The sequence below is a fragment of the Pseudobutyrivibrio sp. YE44 genome, assembly GCF_900104335.1.
Lineage (GTDB): Bacteria > Bacillota > Clostridia > Lachnospirales > Lachnospiraceae > Pseudobutyrivibrio.
Window position 1 is genome coordinate 17,721 of record NZ_FMXT01000004.1, and the last position, 19,654, is coordinate 37,374.

The 19,654-nt window shown below is 38.0% G+C and carries 12 protein-coding genes; all 12 read right to left on the bottom strand.

Annotation, left to right across the window (positions count from 1 at the left end; all coding sequences use genetic code 11):
- Positions 1 to 13: 13 nt before the first annotated feature.
- The gene (locus tag BLR54_RS07870) at positions 14 to 1,498 is read right to left on the bottom strand and encodes a DUF1846 domain-containing protein (protein ID WP_090419218.1); all 1,485 of its coding nucleotides are present in this window, start codon (positions 1,496 to 1,498) and stop codon (positions 14 to 16) included.
- Positions 1,499 to 1,625: 127 nt separating this feature from the next.
- Positions 1,626 to 3,260 carry a glycoside hydrolase family 13 protein gene (locus tag BLR54_RS07875; RefSeq protein ID WP_090419221.1) on the bottom strand — a complete coding sequence of 545 codons (1,635 nt, stop codon included), beginning with the start codon at positions 3,258 to 3,260 and terminating at the stop codon, positions 1,626 to 1,628.
- A 213-nt stretch (positions 3,261 to 3,473) separates the two neighbouring features.
- Positions 3,474 to 5,552 (bottom strand): molecular chaperone HtpG, encoded by a 2,079-nt coding sequence (gene htpG, locus BLR54_RS07880; protein WP_090419224.1) that lies wholly within the window; start codon positions 5,550 to 5,552, stop codon positions 3,474 to 3,476.
- Between the two features lie 371 nt (positions 5,553 to 5,923).
- Positions 5,924 to 6,901, bottom strand: coding sequence for a LacI family DNA-binding transcriptional regulator (locus BLR54_RS07885; protein WP_090419227.1), 978 nt, complete (start codon positions 6,899 to 6,901; stop codon positions 5,924 to 5,926).
- Positions 6,902 to 6,914: 13 nt separating this feature from the next.
- A complete protein-coding gene (locus BLR54_RS07890; protein WP_090419230.1) occupies positions 6,915 to 7,769 on the bottom strand; it encodes a carbohydrate ABC transporter permease in 855 nt (284 codons plus the stop codon).
- Positions 7,769 to 8,647 (bottom strand): carbohydrate ABC transporter permease, encoded by an 879-nt coding sequence (locus tag BLR54_RS07895; RefSeq protein ID WP_090419233.1) that lies wholly within the window; start codon positions 8,645 to 8,647, stop codon positions 7,769 to 7,771. The genes BLR54_RS07890 and BLR54_RS07895 overlap by 1 nt, the downstream gene beginning before the upstream one ends.
- Before the next feature lie 95 nt (positions 8,648 to 8,742).
- The gene (locus BLR54_RS07900) at positions 8,743 to 10,029 is read right to left on the bottom strand and encodes an ABC transporter substrate-binding protein (RefSeq protein ID WP_090419237.1); all 1,287 of its coding nucleotides are present in this window, start codon (positions 10,027 to 10,029) and stop codon (positions 8,743 to 8,745) included.
- A gap of 404 nt (positions 10,030 to 10,433) precedes the next feature.
- Positions 10,434 to 10,889: a DUF6465 family protein gene (locus tag BLR54_RS07905; RefSeq protein WP_090419240.1), complete on the bottom strand. Its 456-nt coding sequence runs from the start codon at positions 10,887 to 10,889 to the stop codon at positions 10,434 to 10,436.
- Between the two features lie 296 nt (positions 10,890 to 11,185).
- Complete coding sequence (locus tag BLR54_RS07910) at positions 11,186 to 12,175, bottom strand: peptidylprolyl isomerase (RefSeq protein ID WP_090419243.1); 990 nt, start codon at positions 12,173 to 12,175, stop codon at positions 11,186 to 11,188.
- 2 nt (positions 12,176 to 12,177) lie between these two features.
- Positions 12,178 to 12,432 (bottom strand): glyoxalase, encoded by a 255-nt coding sequence (locus BLR54_RS07915; RefSeq protein ID WP_090419246.1) that lies wholly within the window; start codon positions 12,430 to 12,432, stop codon positions 12,178 to 12,180.
- A gap of 124 nt (positions 12,433 to 12,556) precedes the next feature.
- Positions 12,557 to 16,156, bottom strand: coding sequence for a helicase-exonuclease AddAB subunit AddA (addA, locus tag BLR54_RS07920; RefSeq protein WP_176761893.1), 3,600 nt, complete (start codon positions 16,154 to 16,156; stop codon positions 12,557 to 12,559).
- Positions 16,143 to 19,637 carry a PD-(D/E)XK nuclease family protein gene (locus tag BLR54_RS07925; RefSeq protein ID WP_090419254.1) on the bottom strand — a complete coding sequence of 1,165 codons (3,495 nt, stop codon included), beginning with the start codon at positions 19,635 to 19,637 and terminating at the stop codon, positions 16,143 to 16,145. The genes addA and BLR54_RS07925 overlap by 14 nt, the downstream gene beginning before the upstream one ends.
- Positions 19,638 to 19,654: the final 17 nt, after the last annotated feature.

Below are 19,654 nucleotides of genomic sequence, written 5' to 3' on the forward strand. Positions count from 1 at the left end.
GTATATTTTTATATTAGTTGTGATAAAGCTTGTTGCCTTCGTAGCGTGGCTCACAGGTAAGGTGAACACCAAGCTGCTTAAAGACACTAACATCAACTGATGAAAGAATAACTGATGAATGCATTTCTGAACCAACCAGTTCAGGAAGACAATCGTATGCCTTTCTAGCATTTTCACTGCTAATGGCCTCCATTGAAAGAGCAATCAAGAGCTCATTTAAATGAAGATGAGGATTGTGATCTCCTAAATAATTTGTCTTTAGATTCATGATAGGTGTAAGTGTCTCTGGAGAAATCAACTTAATCTCGTCAGGAATACCTGCAAAATGCTTTAGGGCATTCAACATCATAGCTGAAGATGCACCTAACATTTCAGAGGTTTTACCTGTAATAATCTGACCATCAGAAAGCTCTATAGCTGCACATGGTACACCAGTCTGTTCTGCCTTAATGTTAGCAGCTGAAACAACTGGACGATCTGCCACTGAAATGCCTGCTTTTTCCATTAAAAGCTCCAGCTTCTGGATTGCAGAATCGCTTCCTTCGCCCTTACGTCTTGCAACTGCAGCTTCGTAGTAACGGCGAATAATTTCCTGATTAGAGGCGTTTCTACATGCCTCATCATCTATAATGGCATTTCCGGCCATGTTTACACCCATATCTGTAGGTGATTTGTATGGTGACTCTCCTGAAATCTTTTCAAACATTGCCTTAAGCACTGGGAATACTTCAACATCTCTATTGTAGTTTACTACTGTATCTCCATAAGCCTCCAAGTGGAATGGGTCAATCATATTTACATCGTTAAGATCTGCTGTAGCTGCCTCGTAAGCAAGATTTACTGGATGATTTAATGGAAGATTCCAAATTGGGAAAGTCTCGAATTTAGCATATCCAGCTTTTACACCACGCTTTGATTCATGATAAAGCTGAGAAAGACATGTGGCCATCTTACCACTTCCTGGTCCTGGTGCTGTAATAACTACAAGTGGACGTGTTGTCTCGATGTAATCATTCTTTCCAAAACCTTCATCTGAAACAATAAAAGGAATATTAGATGGATAACCTGGAATAATATAGTGTCTAAATACCTTGAGACCTAAAGCCTTAAGTTTCTTCTCATATGCCACTGCTGATGGCTGCTCTGCAAACTGAGTAAGAACAACTGAACCTACGTAAAGGCCATAGCTTGTGAAGGCGTCAATAAGTCTTAATAAATCCATATCGTAAGTTATGCCTATATCTCCACGAACCTTGTTCTTTTCAATGTCGCCTGCCTTTATAGCAATAACTATTTCTGTCTTATCAGCAAGCTCCTTCAGCATTGTGATTTTAGCATCTGGCTTGAAGCCTGGTAAAACGCGGGAAGCGTGATAATCATCAAAAAGCTTTCCTCCAAATTCAAGATAAAGCTTTCCTCCAAACTGATCGATTCGCTCACGAATTCTCTTTGATTGCATCTCAGTGTACTTTTCGTTACTAAATCCTATGTTTCTCATACTTACTTCCTTCTATTAAGCTTATTTAATTTCAATTAGTTAATATTATATTATTATCATTAATCAGGCAAGATAAAAATCAAAAACCACCAGCAAAAGCCGGTGGTTTTATTAAGTGTTCAACATGTTATATATTAGAAGCCACGATGCGATATTCATATGGTTTGAGACAATTTAAAATTTGCTCGTCTTCATCGTAGTTCCCAAAGATTATTCTGTCACCGTAAAATTCCACGTTTTTATTGTAGCTCGAAAGATTACAGTATATGTAAAGCCGTTCTTCCTGTGATTCACGTGTAAAAATATACACATCATTTGGAGAAGCTACCCTTCTATAGGTTCCTTCAGAAAGCCCCTTTGAGTTCTTTCTGAAATCTATCATTTTTTTATAGAAGGATAATATGCTGTTTTCATCCTCAAGCTCTCGTTTTACATTTATGTATGACTTGTTTTCATTAATCTTTAGCCATGGGCTGCCCTCCGTGAAACCTGCATTTTCCGAACTATCCCATTGAACCGGCGTTCTGGCATTATCACGACTGGTTCTAAGTATAATCTTTCTTCTTAAGGAGTGTCCTAAAAACATCTTCTTTAGGGATTGATTAATACTGTAGGATTCTATATCTCGAATATCACGGAGACCTCTAAAATCTCCGTTGGTCATACCTATTTCTTCCCCTTCATATATGAAAGGAATTCCTCTTAAAGATAGGTTTAGACCACACAAAAGCTTTGCGCTCTTTTCCCAATACTCTTTTGTATTTCCAAAATGATTAACTGAACGAATATTGTCGTGGTTCTCCAAATAATTTGATGGAGTTTCCAAAGCGTTTTGCCACTTATCAAGGACCTTAACCAGTTTATAAGGCTTGTATTGTCGCTTAACCCACTTGTTCCATCTGGCATCAACATCCATATGCTCGAAGAAGAAAAGTGTATTCAGCTCATTCCTATCCTCATCACATAGAAGCTTTGCATCCTCTGGAGAAACCATAACTGCTTCACCAATAATAAAAGACTTGTAATTGGACCATACATCCTTGTAGAACCTTTTTAAAAGCTCGTGACACCCTTCAGTGTTAAGGTAGTGCTCTTTTCCCGTGAGGGATAGTCGTCTTTTGCCATTGTCCAATGTATCTTTATAAATTATATTTACCAAGTCACATCTAAATCCAGCAATCCCCTTGTCTAACCAGAAACGCATTATATCTGCTATCTCATTATATACATCAGGATTATGCCAGTTTAAATCTGGCTGTTTATTACTAAAAAGATGTAGATAATAATCTCCGTTTTCAGCTTTTGACCAGGCTGGACCACCAAAAAAAGAATGCCAATTATTAGGCTTTTTATTGCCTGATTGAGTCTTAAAATAATAGTATTCCCTATATTTAGGGTCACCAGCCACAGCCTTCTTAAACCACTCGTGCTCATCTGAGGTGTGGTTGATAGCTAAATCTAATATTATTTTAATACCCATTCTCTTGGCACGGCTTATTAGTCGTTCCATATCTTCCATTGTGCCAAATTCTGGATTTACGCCCTTATAATCAGAAATATCATAGCCATTGTCATAGCCTGGGCTTGGATAAATAGGGCTTAACCAAATAACGTCAACGCCCAACTCCTTAAGATAATGCAATTTAGAAATGATCCCAGGAATATCGCCTATTCCGTCACCATTACTATCGCAAAAAGAACGTGGATAGATTTGATAAACGATAGCATTTTTCCACCATTTTTTTATACTAGCTGTCGCCATACTTTTCCCCCGAACTCCTCCCCTATGACAATAATATAAATTAGCCGAACACGAAATGCAACAATTTCATCACAGTTTAATCACAAAATTTCACGAAAACGATTTAAGTTGTTTGATAATACACATGTAAAATTTTGAATATTAAAAAAACGGCAGACCTTTCCGTCTGCCGTTATAGAAATATGAATTTTAAATACCGGTTATTACCAGTGATTATTTTGCTAACAACATCATAATCTTATTAGAACGTGCTACAAATTCTGTCATAGCCTCTGGAGAAAGTGGAGCATTTGCAATCTTTGCAAGATCATAGAGCTGTGCAGCAAATACTGGAACATTCTCTGAATCCTTGTTGTTGAAGATATACTGAACAAGGTCGTTGTTTGCATTAAGTACAAGTGTCTCTGATGCAGAACCAAACATACCCATATCCATTCCGCCCATAGCATACATCTTCATCATATCCTGCATACGACGACTTTCCTCAGATACAGTAAGCATTGAAGAAACATCCTTGTTCTTGAACTTCTCAACCTTAACCTCAAGGCCTTCGTTACCTAATGCTTTACGAAATACCTCTGTAAGAGTCTCTGTCTCTGATTTAAGCTCATCCTCTGAGGTCTCTTCTACCATTGTATCTGTAACATCTGCATCGATACGGCAGAACTTGTAATTCTCATTACGCTGCTCAAGCTGAGTGATGAATGAGGTATCGATAGCATGGTCAAGAATAACTGCGTTCTGTCCCTGATCTTTGAACATATTTACATACTGTGATTGCTGCTGAAGGTCTGTGACGTAATAAACTGTCTTTCTTGTATCCTCTGGAGCCTTGTTGTCATCAGCATCCTTTGCTTCGTCAACAACCTCAGCCTCAACTGTTTCACCATTTTCGTCAGTAGCTTTTTCCTCTTCCTTAATAAGAAGCTCTGGAAGTGTGATGTAAGCATCGTTAATATCTTTAAATAAGATATAATCGTTCATCTTATCACAGAACTTGTTATCTTTTAAGCAACCAAACTTGATGAATGGTGCAATGTCATCCCAATACTTCTCGTAAGATTCCTTTTCAGTTTTGCACATACCAGTAAGCTTGTCTGCAACCTTCTTTGTGATATACTCAGAAATCTTTGTAACGAAACCATCATTCTGAAGAGCTGAACGAGATACGTTAAGTGGAAGATCTGGGCAATCAATAACACCCTTAAGGAGCATTAAGAACTCTGGAATAACTTCCTTAATGTTGTCAGCGATAAATACCTGGTTGTTATAAAGCTTGATTATGCCTTCAATTGAATCATACTCAGTGTTAATCTTAGGGAAGTATAAAATACCCTTAAGATTGAATGGATAATCCATGTTAAGGTGAATCCAGAAAAGTGGCTCCTTATAATCATGGAATACATCACGATAAAATGCTTTGTAATCCTCATCTGTGCACTCTGATGGAGACTTTGTCCAAAGTGGATGTGTCTCATTGAGAGGAACTGGACGCTTAACAATCTTAAGCTTGTCTTTTGCAGGAGAAACTTCTACCTGCTCCTTCTCTCCATTTTCATTTTCCTTTTCTTCGAATTTTGCTTCCTCATGAATCTCTTCGATGACCTTATCTGTGTCTCTCTTGTCAGCTGCATCGATAGTCTCATATTCCTCTGGAGCATCTTTCTTAGAAAGATAAATCTCTGTAGGCATAAATGAACAGTACTTTGTGATAACCTCACGTGCACGATACTCATTTGCAAACTCGAGGCAGTCTTCATTTAAAAATAAAGTAATCTTTGTTCCGACCTGATCCCAGTCACCATCGCCCATTTCGAACTCTGTACCACCATCACACTCCCAATGAACTGAAGTTGCACCTTCTTTATAAGAAAGTGTGTCAATGTGAACCTCATCTGCAACCATAAATGCAGAATAGAACCCAAGACCAAAATGTCCGATAATCTGGTCTGAATCAGCCTTGTCCTTGTATTTCTCAAGGAAGTCTGTTGCACCTGAGAATGCAATCTGATTAATGTACTCATCTACTTCGTCAGCTGTCATACCAAGACCATTATCGATGAAAGTAAGTGTCTTGTCCTCTGGGCTAACGATGACCTGAATCTTTGCCTTGTAATCAAGTGGAAGAGAATACTCTCCCATCATATCTAGCTTCTTAAGCTTTGTGATGGCATCACAACCATTTGAAATAAGCTCTCTATAAAAAATATCGTGATCTGAATATAACCACTTCTTAATTACTGGAAAAATATTTTCACTTGTAATTGATAAACTACCTTTTTTATTACTCATTATCCTCACTCCTTCTATGTACTACATGCTGTTACACTAACAAGCATAATGATTTCTACACTCAGCTGAAGAAAGCTTCGCTTAAGAAATATTATAGCTTGTTAGTTACAGCATTTATTTCACTAAAAGATATGATAATACTACGGAAAATCAAAGTCAATAAAAAATTAGCACTCTACGCATACGAGTGCTAACAATACTTTAAATACGTTGGTTACAGTCACAAGTCTAATGATTTCTCCGTTCAGCTGAAGAAAGCTTCACTTGAGAAATATTAGAGCTTGTGACTTACCAACTTACTATAATAATAGAGCACCCCACATGTGTGGAGTGCTACGAATATTTCATAACTCAGCTTTCGTATTTACGAATTACGTGCTTTCACGTTTAACTAGGGTAACTGGAAGCAAAGTGCGTTTTGGTACTGTCTTGCCTTCTGAAGCCGCAATAACCATATCTACAGCTGTCTCTGCCATCTCCTTTATAGGCTGGTGGATGGTTGAAATTGGTGGATCAGTGATTTGAGAAATCATAACATCATCAAAGCCTACCAACTTCAAATCCTCAGGAACCTTTCTACCAATCTTCGCGCAGACCTGAAGAACCTGTGCAGCAATTAAATCTGAACTTGCGAATACTCCGTCGATTTCATCGTCAAGCTCCAAGGCTCCTTCCAGCAAATCGTGATAATCTAAACTGTTGTATTGACCAATGCTGGTTTGCATGATTTTGAACTGGACATCATTTTGCTTACATATGTCCTCAAAGCCAAGTGCTCTGTCATCTGCTGGCATCGAATTTTCAGAAACACCACTGACCATCAATAATCGTTTACAACCGCATTCAATCAAATGCTTAGCAGCAAGCTCGCCGCCCTGTCTATTGTCGCATTCAACGGCCGCAGTACCGTTTTCAACGAAACGCTCAACAGTGACAAGAGCAATGTTGCTATCTGTAAATTCTTGCACTGCAACGCTTGCAGAAAAGAGAATAATTCCCGCTACTCTGTTGCTGGTGCACATGTCTAGATACTCTTTTTCTTTATTATTTCTCCCCTTGGTATTACAAAGTATAATCTTATATCCCTTTTTACTAGCAGCATTTTCTATGTTGCTAATCATCTCCGAGAAATAAGGGTGCCTAATGTGAGGTACAATAACCCCAATTGTATTTGTTGTTTTTTTTGAGAGGGATCTGGCAACTTCGTTGGGTTTATAATTGAGCTTATCCATAGCAGCGTATACCTTCTTACGTGTTTCGTCGCTAATATACCCCCTATTGTTTAAAACCCTGGATACAGTTGTGACAGTCAGTCCGCATTCTGCTGCCACGTCTTTAAGTGTCGCCATCAAAATCCTCCTGTTATTTAACTGCTCCCGCTGTAATTCCTTCAACGATATATCTCTGTAAGAAGAGATAAAGGAGAAGGATTGGTAACATTGCAAGCAACAATGCTGCCATAATCAGACCCGTGTCTGTAGAATATGTACCGTAAAATACCTTTGTTGCGATAGGAATAGTATATAATTCCTTGCGTCCAAGTACAAGAGATGGAAGGAGATAATCGTTCCAGAATGCCATAGCATCAATAATTGCTACTGTGGCAATTGTTGGCTTCAAGATTGGGAAAACAATCTGTGAGAAAATCTGCCATTTGTTACATCCATCGATTGTAGCTGCCTCTTCAAGAGAGATAGGTACATTAGTATGAATACTTCCATGGAACATGAAAGTTGCCATTGAAAGTGAAAAACCAATATGCATGAGAATCAATGTAACTCTGTGATTAAGTACTCCGAAGATTCCACCATAAAGTGATACAAGAGGAATCATAAGTACCTGGAATGGAATTACCATTGATGCAATCATAAGAACAAATAAGATCTTATTAGCCTTCCAATTATTTCTAACAATAAGGTAAGCAGTCATTGATGATAAAATGATTGTTCCGATTGTAGAAAGAATTGTGATGAAAAGTGAATTACCAAATGATGGGAAGAAATTCATCTTCTTAATTGCATTTGGGAAATTCTCTAAAGTAAATCCATGTCTACCAATAAGTGCTAAAGGATTTGCTGTGATATCAGCCTTCACCTTGAACACATTGATGATTACCATAATGAAAGGGAATACAAATGCCACAAACAAGATTGAAAGAAAAACAATCATAAGGGCGTGTCTTATTTTTTTATTGCGTGCTGCCTTTTCGTTTTCCATTATGCCTGCACCTCCCCTTTCTTACCAACGTATACTTGAATTCCACCGATTACTGCACAGATGATAAAGAGGATAAGTGCCTCAGCCTGACCTGTACCATAGTTTTTGTTAACAAATGCCTGGTTGTATACGTGCATAGCTGCAAGAGCTGAGCTACCGTATGGATCACCATTTGTTAATGAAAGGTTTACATCGTAAACCATGAAGCATCTTGTGATTGTAAGGAACAAACACTGTACAAAGGATGCTGTCATAAGTGGAATTGATATGTGAATGATTGACTGTGTTCCTGTACAGCCATCAATTTTAGCCGCCTCAATAACATCTTCTGATACACTCATGAAACCTGCAACATAGATAAGCATCATATAACCAGCGTACTGCCAAACAGATACGATGATAAGTGCTGCTATTGCCCCATGCTCTGTTGCAAGGAGTGATTTAGCCTGGCCTGAAGCAATTGAACCTGCAATCGAAACCAAAGCTTTGTTAAATACAAACTTCCAAACATAACCGAGTACGATACCACCGATAAGGTTTGGAACAAAGAAACCTGCTCTAAAGAAATTCTGACCTTTAATTCCGCTTGTTACCATATAAGCAATAATAAAAGCCACTGCATTTACCAAGATAACAGCGATTGCTGAATAGATAAATGTACGTCCAAGAGATGTCCAGTATCCTGCATCACCAAAAGCGTTTACATAATTTGTAAGTCCAACAAATGGCTTATTGCGTGATACACCATCCCAGCTAGTGAATGTAAGATATAAACCATAAATAAAAGGTATAATTACTACGCACGCGAATATCACTGTTGATATACCTGCGAAAAGCAAATACTGCTTTACCTTATAGCTCATTGTATTTGTTTTCATATTTTTCCCTTTCAATATTGCGGGACCCGCTTTTGCAGGTCCCATCAATTAAGCTATTTAAGATTTTCTCGGAGAATGAAAATCATTAAAACTAATTAGTGAGCAATTGGAGTAGCTGTCTTGAAGTAATCTGTAACTTCCTTTGCTACCTCTGCTCTATCAATTGCCTCGTCAAGATACTTCTGCATAATCTCCTGACCTACAACTGTCATGTGATCATCTGGAAGATAGTTGTAGTTAGGGATAAGGTTGTTTGCATCAGCGTATGACTTAACTGAAAGTGAAAGTGGATCAAGTGCTGAAGCATCGATGTTGTCAAATGCTGGAACAAGTGCACACTTTTCTGTAAGGAATGCATTACCTTCTGCATCTGATACTAACCAGTTAAGGAAATCAAGAGCTGCCTGTCTCTGCTCATCAGATGTAGCATCTGAGCTATCAACGAAGATATACTTAGAACCACCACCAACAAGCTTTCCATTAGAACCATCTGATGTGTTCTGTGGAACTGGCATCATACCAAGGTGCTCTGTGTAGTCGTACTGGTTGATTACTGACCAATCCCAGTTACCACCAAACATGAAAGCGATATCGCCCTGAGCGAGCATCATAGATGTCTCTTCACGGTCTGCGTTTGAAGCAGAACCCTTAGCGTAGTTGTACTTAACAAGTGTCTCGAATGTGTCCATAAGTGAGTTGTACTTCTCATTTCCTGCAAGGTCTTCAGAACCTGCAAGGAGACCATTTACGAATGCATCTGGATCAGCCTGCTCTTCGTAAATCTGTGGGAACCAGTGAGCTCCAAGTGACCAGTACTCTGAAAGAATTCCAACTGGCTTTTCCATTCCGCCAGCTACAAGCTTATCAAGAAGCTTCTGGAAATCATCAAGTGTTGCTACTGATGTAGGATCAAAAGATTCGCCTGTGATTTTCTCGATTGCATCTGCGTTGTAGATGATACCTCTTGCCTCTACGCAGAATGGCATACCTGCAAGCTTATCATTAACTGTGATACCAAGTGTTGTGTGACTAGCCCAATCTTCATTTGAAAGATCATAAGCATAATCATCAGCAAGTGAATAAATATCTTTTGCATCAACCATTGTGATTGTGTATGGATCATTTGATGCATACTTTGTAGCAACCTGTGATGCTACTGTTGTGTCTGTGTCAGCGTTGTAAACTTCAACGTGAACTCCAGTAGATGCCTCATACTCTTCAGCCATCTCTTCAAACTGTGTCTGAATCTCTGTCTTTGAGTTAAGGATTGTGATTGAAACCCCTGTGCTCTCTGCACTGCCAGAACCATCTGACCCGCCGCATGCTACAAGTGAAGCTGACATAGCAGCTACCATTGCAAGTGACAATAACTTCTTCTTCATTACAATTAACCCTCCTTCAATAGGTTGTGTGTTGTTTATGTGAAGATATTATCATCGGCATATGTATGTGTCAATCGGTTGACATACATTTTCACCCTCAAAATGAACGATTTGTGAATAGGATGCAAAAACTCATGCTCGTTTTTGTTCACTTTTACTACATAGTTTGAGTGAGTATGATTGTTTGCGCTCATTTATTAGCGTTTAGGCCTAGTTTTTAGACTATTCATATGTTATCCGGATGACATATAATCAGAAACAGTCACTTTGCTAACCGCCTTAATATTAGATACTTACTATACACCTATATATCTATATATAAAAAAAAGAGCTATATCGTATATACGATATAGCTCTGCGCTACGACATAATTAAAATTTCAAAAAAACAAATACTATTACTTATTAAAGATCTACTGAACCAACGCAGTCCTTATTAGCTACATAATAAATCTTGCGCTCTTCTGGCTTGATGTAGATATTAAGCTCCTCAAGAGTTTTACCCTTGTACTCCTTCTTGAAAGCAGCCTGTGCTTTCTTTAAACAATCTGTCTCAGAAAATTCCATTCCCTGATACTGAACTACTGCTGAAGTAGAAACAGCTTTCTTCTTAGCTTTTGCTGCTGTCTTCTTAACTGTCTTTGTAGCAGTCTTCTTTGCAGTTGTTGCTTTCTTAGCTGCAGTCTTCTTTGCTGCTGTAGCTTTCTTAGTAGCTGCTGTAGCTTCCTTCTTAACTTCCTCTACTGCTTTCTTTGTAGCTTCTGTTGCACTAGCTGTTGCAGCCTTTACAGTTGTTGCTGCAGATGCAGCTGACTTTTTAATGTCTTCAACTGTAACCTTTGCCTTTGCATTAGTAACCATTTTTTCACCCTCCTATTTGAGCAATAAAATTATTTGTTTTTTTATTTAAAAATTATTATAGTCATTCTTTGCCGTAATTTCTAGTCTATTGTTGAAATTTTCTACCAAATCAGCAATAAAATAATTATTATAAAAATCTTTTCATAACACATTGCCATGAAGTGAATCTTTTTACAATAAAAAAATAATGAGTATAAACAGAATATATGCAGTAAATTTACATAAAAAAATGACTTCTTGTTAATTACTTTTTTTCTCAAAAAGTAGTTACAAAAAGTCATTAATGTTTTCTTTTTTTATTTTAAATGTTCGTTCAGAGTTTCAAAAAATGATGCTGAATTTAACTCAGAAATATCCTCTGGAAATACAAGCTGATCCCACTGTTTAGTGTTCATGTCAGAGAAATATTTTTCTTCCAGATCAGTAATAATATCATCCAACACTTGCTTACGTCTATTCTCAATAATTACTGCTTTGTTTTCTTCAGATAATTCCTCATTGTACTTATCTAAACATTGGAAAAAGTAGTACCCATCATCTGCTGGAATTGCGTTTGAAACTTCATCTGTATCAAGATTAAAAACTACATCATCTATAGCAGAATCATATACTCCTCTTGGGAAAGTAACCTGATATGTATCCTTCTCTGTGTAGGTAGCTGCAAGTCTTTCAAAGGTATATCCATAGTCTATCATGCCCTGGATTTCTTCTGCCTTTTTTTCGTCAGAAACAAACAGCACAAAGGCTTCCATTACTCTTGCTTCATCCTCTGAAACCTCTTCATCTACAGAGTCCATAAGCTGATTGTAAACCTTGGTTGCAATAGCATATTTTTTGTACATTTTTGTAAGGTCACTTTTGCTTGCTCCAGTGAAAGAACGCTCTGCAGAATTAAGAGAAGAATAATATTCTTTTGCTGCATCTGCACATGCTTTTTCTTCATCCTCTGACAAAGTGATTTCATGTTCATTAGCATAAAGATTTAAAACATAAACTTTTGCCAAATGCTCCATGGTTAAATCCTTGATAGAGCTTTCCATTGTGGAGGTATCAAAATCCTCTGTCCAAAGATTTACTCCATCCACAGAACCATATATATTTTTTTCATTTAGAAGATAAACACGTGCCTCCTTTTTAGAGCACTTCATATCTCCAATTTTAAAGACTGTATTTCGCCCACTGGATGCTTCAAAATAAATTGTCTTATCTTTGTAGGAGCATGCCTGAAAATTAGCAGCAAGTGATATCGTAAATACGATAATTAATAATCGCTTTCTTAATTTCATAACTACCCCTCTACGATAAGATATCTTCCATCGCCAATGGCAAATACTTCTTCTGAAGATAGAATCTCCTCCTCAGACATACCTGTAATATCCATTGCATCTTCAAGATACTCTATTACCTCTTTTTTATTTTTGCATACTGTGGCGCAGACATCCTCAAGGAACTCTGCAGCTTCCTGTTCATCTTCTGCGACTACTTCAGGAAATAATTTAAGCTGGTTCTTTAAAAACACTTCAATTACTTTCTTATCATACATATTCTATACTCCTAGTCCGGCGGTTACGGCTACAAGCCCTAGTATTTCCCCGCTCGACTAACACGTCTCGCTAAGGAAATCTAGGAGCTTGTTACCTACCACCTCATATAACATTTCAAAATTACTATATACGAATTGTCTTATCTAACGCAAAGGAATAAATCAACGTTTCTTTTACGGGTACGTTGTAGGCTTTTTCGATTGCTGATTTATATAGCTGTAATTGCTTCTCATATCTTAGCACTAATTCGGACTCTACGTCTACTCTATCTGTTTTATAGTCCAAAAGTACAATGCCATCATCCTCATCAAAAAAGACATCAATAATTCCCTGAACTAAAATCATTTCATCAGAGGATGATTCATCGTCAAACAGATTCTTTCCATCACTTCCAAAAACAAAAGGTTTCTCTTTATATAGCTTTCCATTTTTAGCAGCTGCTGCCATTCTGATCGCAGTTTCATCCTTTAAAAATTTCTTTAGCTTCATAGGACTAATTCTCTGCTGCTCATCCTCTGAAAGCATATTAAGTCTTTTCATTTCATTCAGCTGAGTGTCAAAGGAATCAGCTAACGCCTCTGCTGCAAAATCGAAGCACTCCATAAATCGATGCATAGCTGTACCGTACAAAGCACCTGCAGGAATCTTGTCCTGTTCCCTCTCAGCTGTAAGAGTTGCCTGACGCATAAAGACAGGAATGTAGGCTTCCTTTTCATGTTGAATAAATGCAGGCGCTGCATCCTCGTTAAACCTGAAAGCATCCTCCATAGCCTGATGTTTAATTTCAGAAACTGAATACTTACTTTTATACTTACTATCTTCTGAGTTAGCATACGTGAAAGATAAGCTTTTTATTACAGGATTATCCTTATCCTGCGCCTCACTCTCCACAATTGCATTTATCTTATCAAAAGTATCCTTCTTCAGGATTTCCTTTTTAACTTCATCTACAAATAATTCTCCGCAGTCAACAATTCTAATTGGAACTGTGGAGCCAGATGTGCGCATTGCTCTGATAATAAGCTCAATAATGGTGGATGCCTTTTCCTTTGTAAGATAACTCAATGTGGAATCTGCGCCTGTGTAGCCTTCTAAAATATCAGGCACAGAAAGCTTGCTGGTAGGCTTTATGGATGCTGTGATTATCAGTTTATCCACCGGTCTGGTAAGAGCAACATAATACTTTCTAAAGTTCTCACCTTTCTCCTTCGCCTGAAGTCTCAGTCTAAACAATTTATGGAAAGCTGCATCTGCCTGAATCTTAGTGATTGGATTTTTATAATTCAAGCTAAGACCATATTCATCATCATAGCAATAACTATCCATATTAGCCTTAGAGCTTGATCCGCATCCACACACAAATACAACAGGGAACTCCAAGCCCTTACTTTTATGAATAGTCATAATTCTTACAGCATCATCATTTTCTCCTACGGTCTTTGCAATACCCAAATCCTCATCATAGGTCTTTAAACTATCTATGTAGGCCACAAACCTAGAAAGCCCCTTATAGCTTGTGCTCTCAAAACTAACAGCTTCATCTACAAGCTTGTTAAGATTTGCCGCACCCATCTTTCCTGTAGGAAGAGCACTTACATATACACCGTAACCAGTGAACTCCAAAAGCTCTTCTATGATTTGATGAATTGGAGTATCCATTGCCTTATCTCTAAATAGATTCAAGGTGTGAAGAAAAGCATCAATATCCTTTGCCTGATGTTTCGCCTTATAATCTAAAAGGCTCTGATATAAAGAAGTGGCATCTGCTCCAGCTTTTATCTGAGCCAAACGATTTGAAGTAAATCCAAACATAGGCGAGTGCAAAACAGCTGCAAGAGGAATGTCATTAAACGGATTGTCGATAACCATCAGCATGGCTAAAACAGTCTCTATTTCCTCTCGTTCAAAGAAGCCTTTTTCTTCTGCCACATACGCAGGGATTCCGCTTTCTGTCAAAGCCTTTATATAATGACTGGCATGACCGGAAACCGCTGACATCAAAATAACAACATCCGAATATTTCATTGGACGAAGCTGTCTTTCCCCATCTGCCTTATAGCTAACCTGAAAACCATCTGTCATAAGCTCCTTGATTCGCTTTGCAACCACAAGAGCTTCTAAGGTATCCCGGTTATCAATATCAAGTTCCTTCATATCATCTGGGTTTTGAGTGGCAATAATAACCTCTGACTGATAATCCTTAGTGTCACCTTTGAAGGTTTTATCTCCCACCTTTAAGGCTGCTCTATCATCATATTCAACTCCACCCATATCAGGTTGCATTAACGGCCTGAATACTTCGTTACAATAGTTTAAAACCTCTCCACGGCTTCTGAAATTATTGTCCAAATCAATTCGAATAGACGTATCAGCTTTAGCATCTGTAGGATAGGAATTAAGCTTGTCAATAAAAAGCTGTGGACTGGCCTGTCTGAAGGCATAAATAGACTGCTTTACATCACCTACGGTGAAATAATTATTGCCAGAGCAAATGGCAGTAAGAATTTGTTCCTGAAGCTCATTAGAATCCTGATACTCATCTACCATTATCTCTTTAAAATGATTAGAGAGCTCCTTTGCCACCTCTGTGGGTTCATGTTCCTTCGAATTTTTATCTCGAAGAATCTCAAGGGCCATGTGCTCTATATCATTAAAGGTAAATATATTCTTCTTATTTTTTTCTTCTGAAAGCCTGTTGGTATATTCCTTGGCAAAGTCTATCAAAGCAGTTGCCTGACGTTTTACAAAAAGAAGGGTCTGAAGCAAATCCTCTGGAGACTCCACATAAAAGGCATCCTTAAGCTTTTTAATCTCATCCTTATATTCATCTCGAAGCGCCTTGGCTCTAGCTGCATCATCAGGACTTAGATTTGTCTTGTTGCGAGGATAGGTATTGAAATGACAGTTACTTAATGCAAAATACTTATCCTTAAAGGACTGTGCCTGAAGCACACCAACAATCTGTGCCATTTCAGGGCCAAATATATTAGTGATGTAAGGACAACTCTGGTCCTCATAAAGTGCCATTATCTTCTCTATCCTATTAGGATAATCCTTTAAAATATCATCTGTTCTTTGTTTAATCAGACCAACAAAATCTGATTGCTCCAATTCCTCCACTGAATCAATATCGTATATACGAAGTGAATTATCAAACCACTCCTGTACCCATGGAAAGCTTGAGGCTTTTTCATAGAGTGAAAGCACCATATCCTTTAGGGCACCTGTTCTATTTCTATCTATATATGCGTCAGCCAGAAGATTAAAATTCTCATCCTCCGACTCCAATCGTTCTGAAAGAAGATCCTTAAAAACTTCATCCTCAAGGAGCTTCATTTCTCCTGTAGTGGCAATTCTAAAGGATGGATCCCTGTCAATGGCATAGAAATAGTTTTTAACCACCCAGCTACAAAAACTATCAATTGTTCTGATATGGGCGCTATGAATCAAGGTAGCCTGAGAACGAATTCTGGCATCAGCACCTTTTTCCATAACAGCCTTATCTATAGCCTGACGGATTCTATCCTTCATCTCTGCAGCCGCAGCTTTGGTGAAGGTCACCACAAGAATTTCATCCACATTTATACCATGTTTTTCATCAAGTATTTGAGAGATGATTCGTTCAACCAACACAAAGGTTTTTCCACTACCTGCAGCGGCGCTAACAAGCATATTTTTACCTCTGGTGTCGCGAACTGATTCCTGCTCTTTAGTTAGCCCCACTAGCCTCATCTCCTTCCTGGTCTAATTTCTCATCTTGATTAAGAGCCTGTTTCATAAGCTCAATTATCTCATCATTTTTTGAGCTACCAAGCTCCTGTAACTCTTTTTTGTTGAAGCCTTCTGCATCCTCATTAAAATGACAAATGCTTTTGTAACCGCAATACTGACATGCATCAATTTTATTCTTTACTTTAACAGGTTCACAATCAAACTCACCTGCCAAAATCTTCTTCGCAGTATTTGCTGCAGTTTGCATACTATAATCAATAACCGTTTGCATATCTGATCTTGCTACAGCATTTGTTCGAGATGACAATGCCCCCTTTGTTGTGACCTCATAAGGAACTATAGAGGACTTTAAAGTCTGCTCTTCCTCAAGGCCAACGGTGGCATCGTTTGCTCTTAAATCATTTTCATCTGATGATAATAACCCTTCCATCTTGTTGGTACGAAGACGCATCTCTTTAAGATCTGCTTCAGTGTAACCATCGTTTTTAATAAACTCGTTGGTCATCTTGTAGTAAAGCATTGCTGCTGGATGTAAAGTGGCACTTGGATATTTATCCTTCAGCTTGTCAATAACAACCCCCATGTAAATAGGAAGCTGCATAGAAATACCATAATAGCATTCTGCAAGACTAAGTTGTCGCCCACTGGATTTGTAATCGATAATTCTTACAGCTTTATCCTCAGAATCTGTTAAATCAATTCTATCCACTTTGCCTGTAAAATCAGCCACTATTTCCTTTGTGATAGGATCCACAATTTGAGACTGAATATTCTCCTCAAAAAAGGCAGGCTCAAACTCTCCTCGACGAACCTGTGTAGTAATTACATCTATGGTGTAGTGAAGAGTTTTCTTCATAGTGTTAACAATATATTTTTGTGTGCTGTCCTCCAGGGTTTGAACCTTTGGCATAGCTTCAAAGGTCTGACTGATAGCTGTTGTAATATAAGAATCCTGCTCTTTCTTCGTAACCGTCTTCCAAGACTTATTGTCCTCTTTCAAACTATCTGAATATCGCTGCAAAGCCTCATGACAGAAATTTCCTAAATCTATATTCGAAAGCTCAAATTCTTCTCTCTCCTGAAGCTTTAATATGTACCGTAAAAAATATTTATAGGCGCATTCATTATAAAGCTCAAACTTTGAAACTGAGCCTGATACAGTTTCATCAGAATGAAAGGCCTCGTTTACAGCTAGCATTATATCTTTAGAAACCGCTTCCTTTTCATGTTCAAAAAAGGCAGCTTTAATTATCTGCTCAAGATCTACCTCCTCATCCTGTTTTGCCCAAGTCAACAAACTATTTAAAAGTGTAAGCTCCTGTTCAGAAAGATTATCCATTCCAAATAAAACCGCCTTGCTTAAAAGTGTAATCATAAAATCAACGGCACTTTTCTTTGAAAGCAATCTGTCATGTCCCTGAAATTCTTCTATTTCTTCTAGCTTTATAGAAGGGAATAGCTGCTTTATTATTCCGGTTAAGTAGGACGGATTCACTCCCTTTCCCTCACCGTCAACACGTGGCAAGGTCAGGTATAGTTTTTGGTTTGGCTTGGTTAGCATCAGATACAAATAAAACTTTTGTCTAAAGGCTCTTTGTCTATCTGATGGCGCAAGTTCAAAGCCTGCATTTAGAAGCTGTTCTCTCTCTAACTGTGAAAGAATACCGCCATTTTCCACCTTCATTGGGATGGCATCATCAGAGGCACCTATACAAAACAGTACTTTAATATTTGCAAGTCTGGTACGTTCAATATCACCTACAATTACACTATCATTTGCAGGAGGAATAACACCTATAGTAGCTGCTGATAATCCTGCTTTGTAAATATCATGGAACTCCTCTAAGTCCATAACCTCATCATCCAAAATAGAAACCATCTTGTCCAAAATATTCATAATAACTGGATAAATCTGGCTGTATTCTTTGGCTTTTATAGAATTAGCACTGTCCTCATACTCTTGTCCCCTTTTGTTAATCTTACTTTCAAAATCAAAGGTGACTATAAGCTGGTACAGAGCTGTTGCAAGCTGTCGTACAGAAGACTTTTTTCCAACTGCCTTATCAAACTCCATAAAGGAACCAATAAAGCGATTTCGAATATCATTTACACGAAGCATGTCTTCATCCTTGGAAAAAGAATTTGCTCTAATTGCAAAAGGATGAAAGTATTTATTGGCTCCACGAATTCCTGTGGCAATAAGATAATTCTCCAGATAGTCAATATCCTCTGTTGAAAGATCTGTAAGACCAGTTTTTAAGAACCTAATGACATCTTCTCGTCTGAAATTTCTGTTCCAAATATCAAAAATAGAATCAATTGCTTCACACATTGGGTGGAACAATATTTCAGTTTTAGCATCAATAAAGTACGGAATTTTATAGTCGCTCCAAATAGCAGTCAATAGATATCTATACTGTTCAAGATTTGGAGCTACTACCGCTATATCCTTATAACGCATTCCATCCCTGACAAGCTTATTAATTGTAATGGCAATGTATTTTAATTCCTGTCTAGGGCTACGCAGGCTTACCATCTTAATGGACTGATCTGGGTTCTGCCCCTGAAAGGATTTTTTTTCGTCTCTAAATATGTTTTGCTCCAAAAATTGAAGGGCATCATTGGAAGACAACCAACCATTATGGCTATCTATAAAAACCGGCTCATTAATCTCGACCTTAACCTTCTTTGCAAGCTGCTCCATTTTGAGAGCAAATTCTGAGGACATGGCAAAAAGCTCGTCCTCTGCCTGGGTTTGAAACAGGGCTGTGTTTTCATCTGCTGTAATAGTAACAGCAACCTCATCACAAATTTTCAGCATATGCTCCACCAGCTGATATTGGATTGGTGTAAAACCTGTAAATCCATCTAACACAACAGTAGAGCCTAGCACTATATTGGAATCATCCAGCATAGAATTTAAAGTAGAAAGGATGGACTCTGTTGTGACATATTTTCCATCAATAAACTCCAGGAAGGCTCTGTATAAAACCAGCAAATCCGAAGCTCTCTCCTTAAAACTTCTGGACATAGTAGGTGTATCTATCATCTCCTGAAGACGCTCAGGAGTTATGTTGTACTGAGTCATCTCTGAAATAAGAGACTTCACTTGTGTAATGTAGTTTATTCTTTTGATATTCCCCTTTAGGGCTCCCATTTCATCCAGATGATTTTCCACAAGCTTTCTAATAACCAAGGATTTTCCTGTATCATCCAAAACAGCATGAACCGCTGCTCCAAGTTCCTCAAAAACACGATATGCCAATCGGTTAAAGGATAAAACATCGATGTTCATGATACAGTGATTTGGATGCATGGAAACTAAAAGCCTCTGAGTAGACATAGTGTACTGCTCAGGGACTATTATTAAGAAATTCTTATCTTTATTCTCTATAGATTCCTTGATTATTCTATTGTAAATGCTGGTGGACTTTCCGCTGCCGGAACTTCCTACTATCAAACTTAGTGACATAAAATACTCCTAAAACG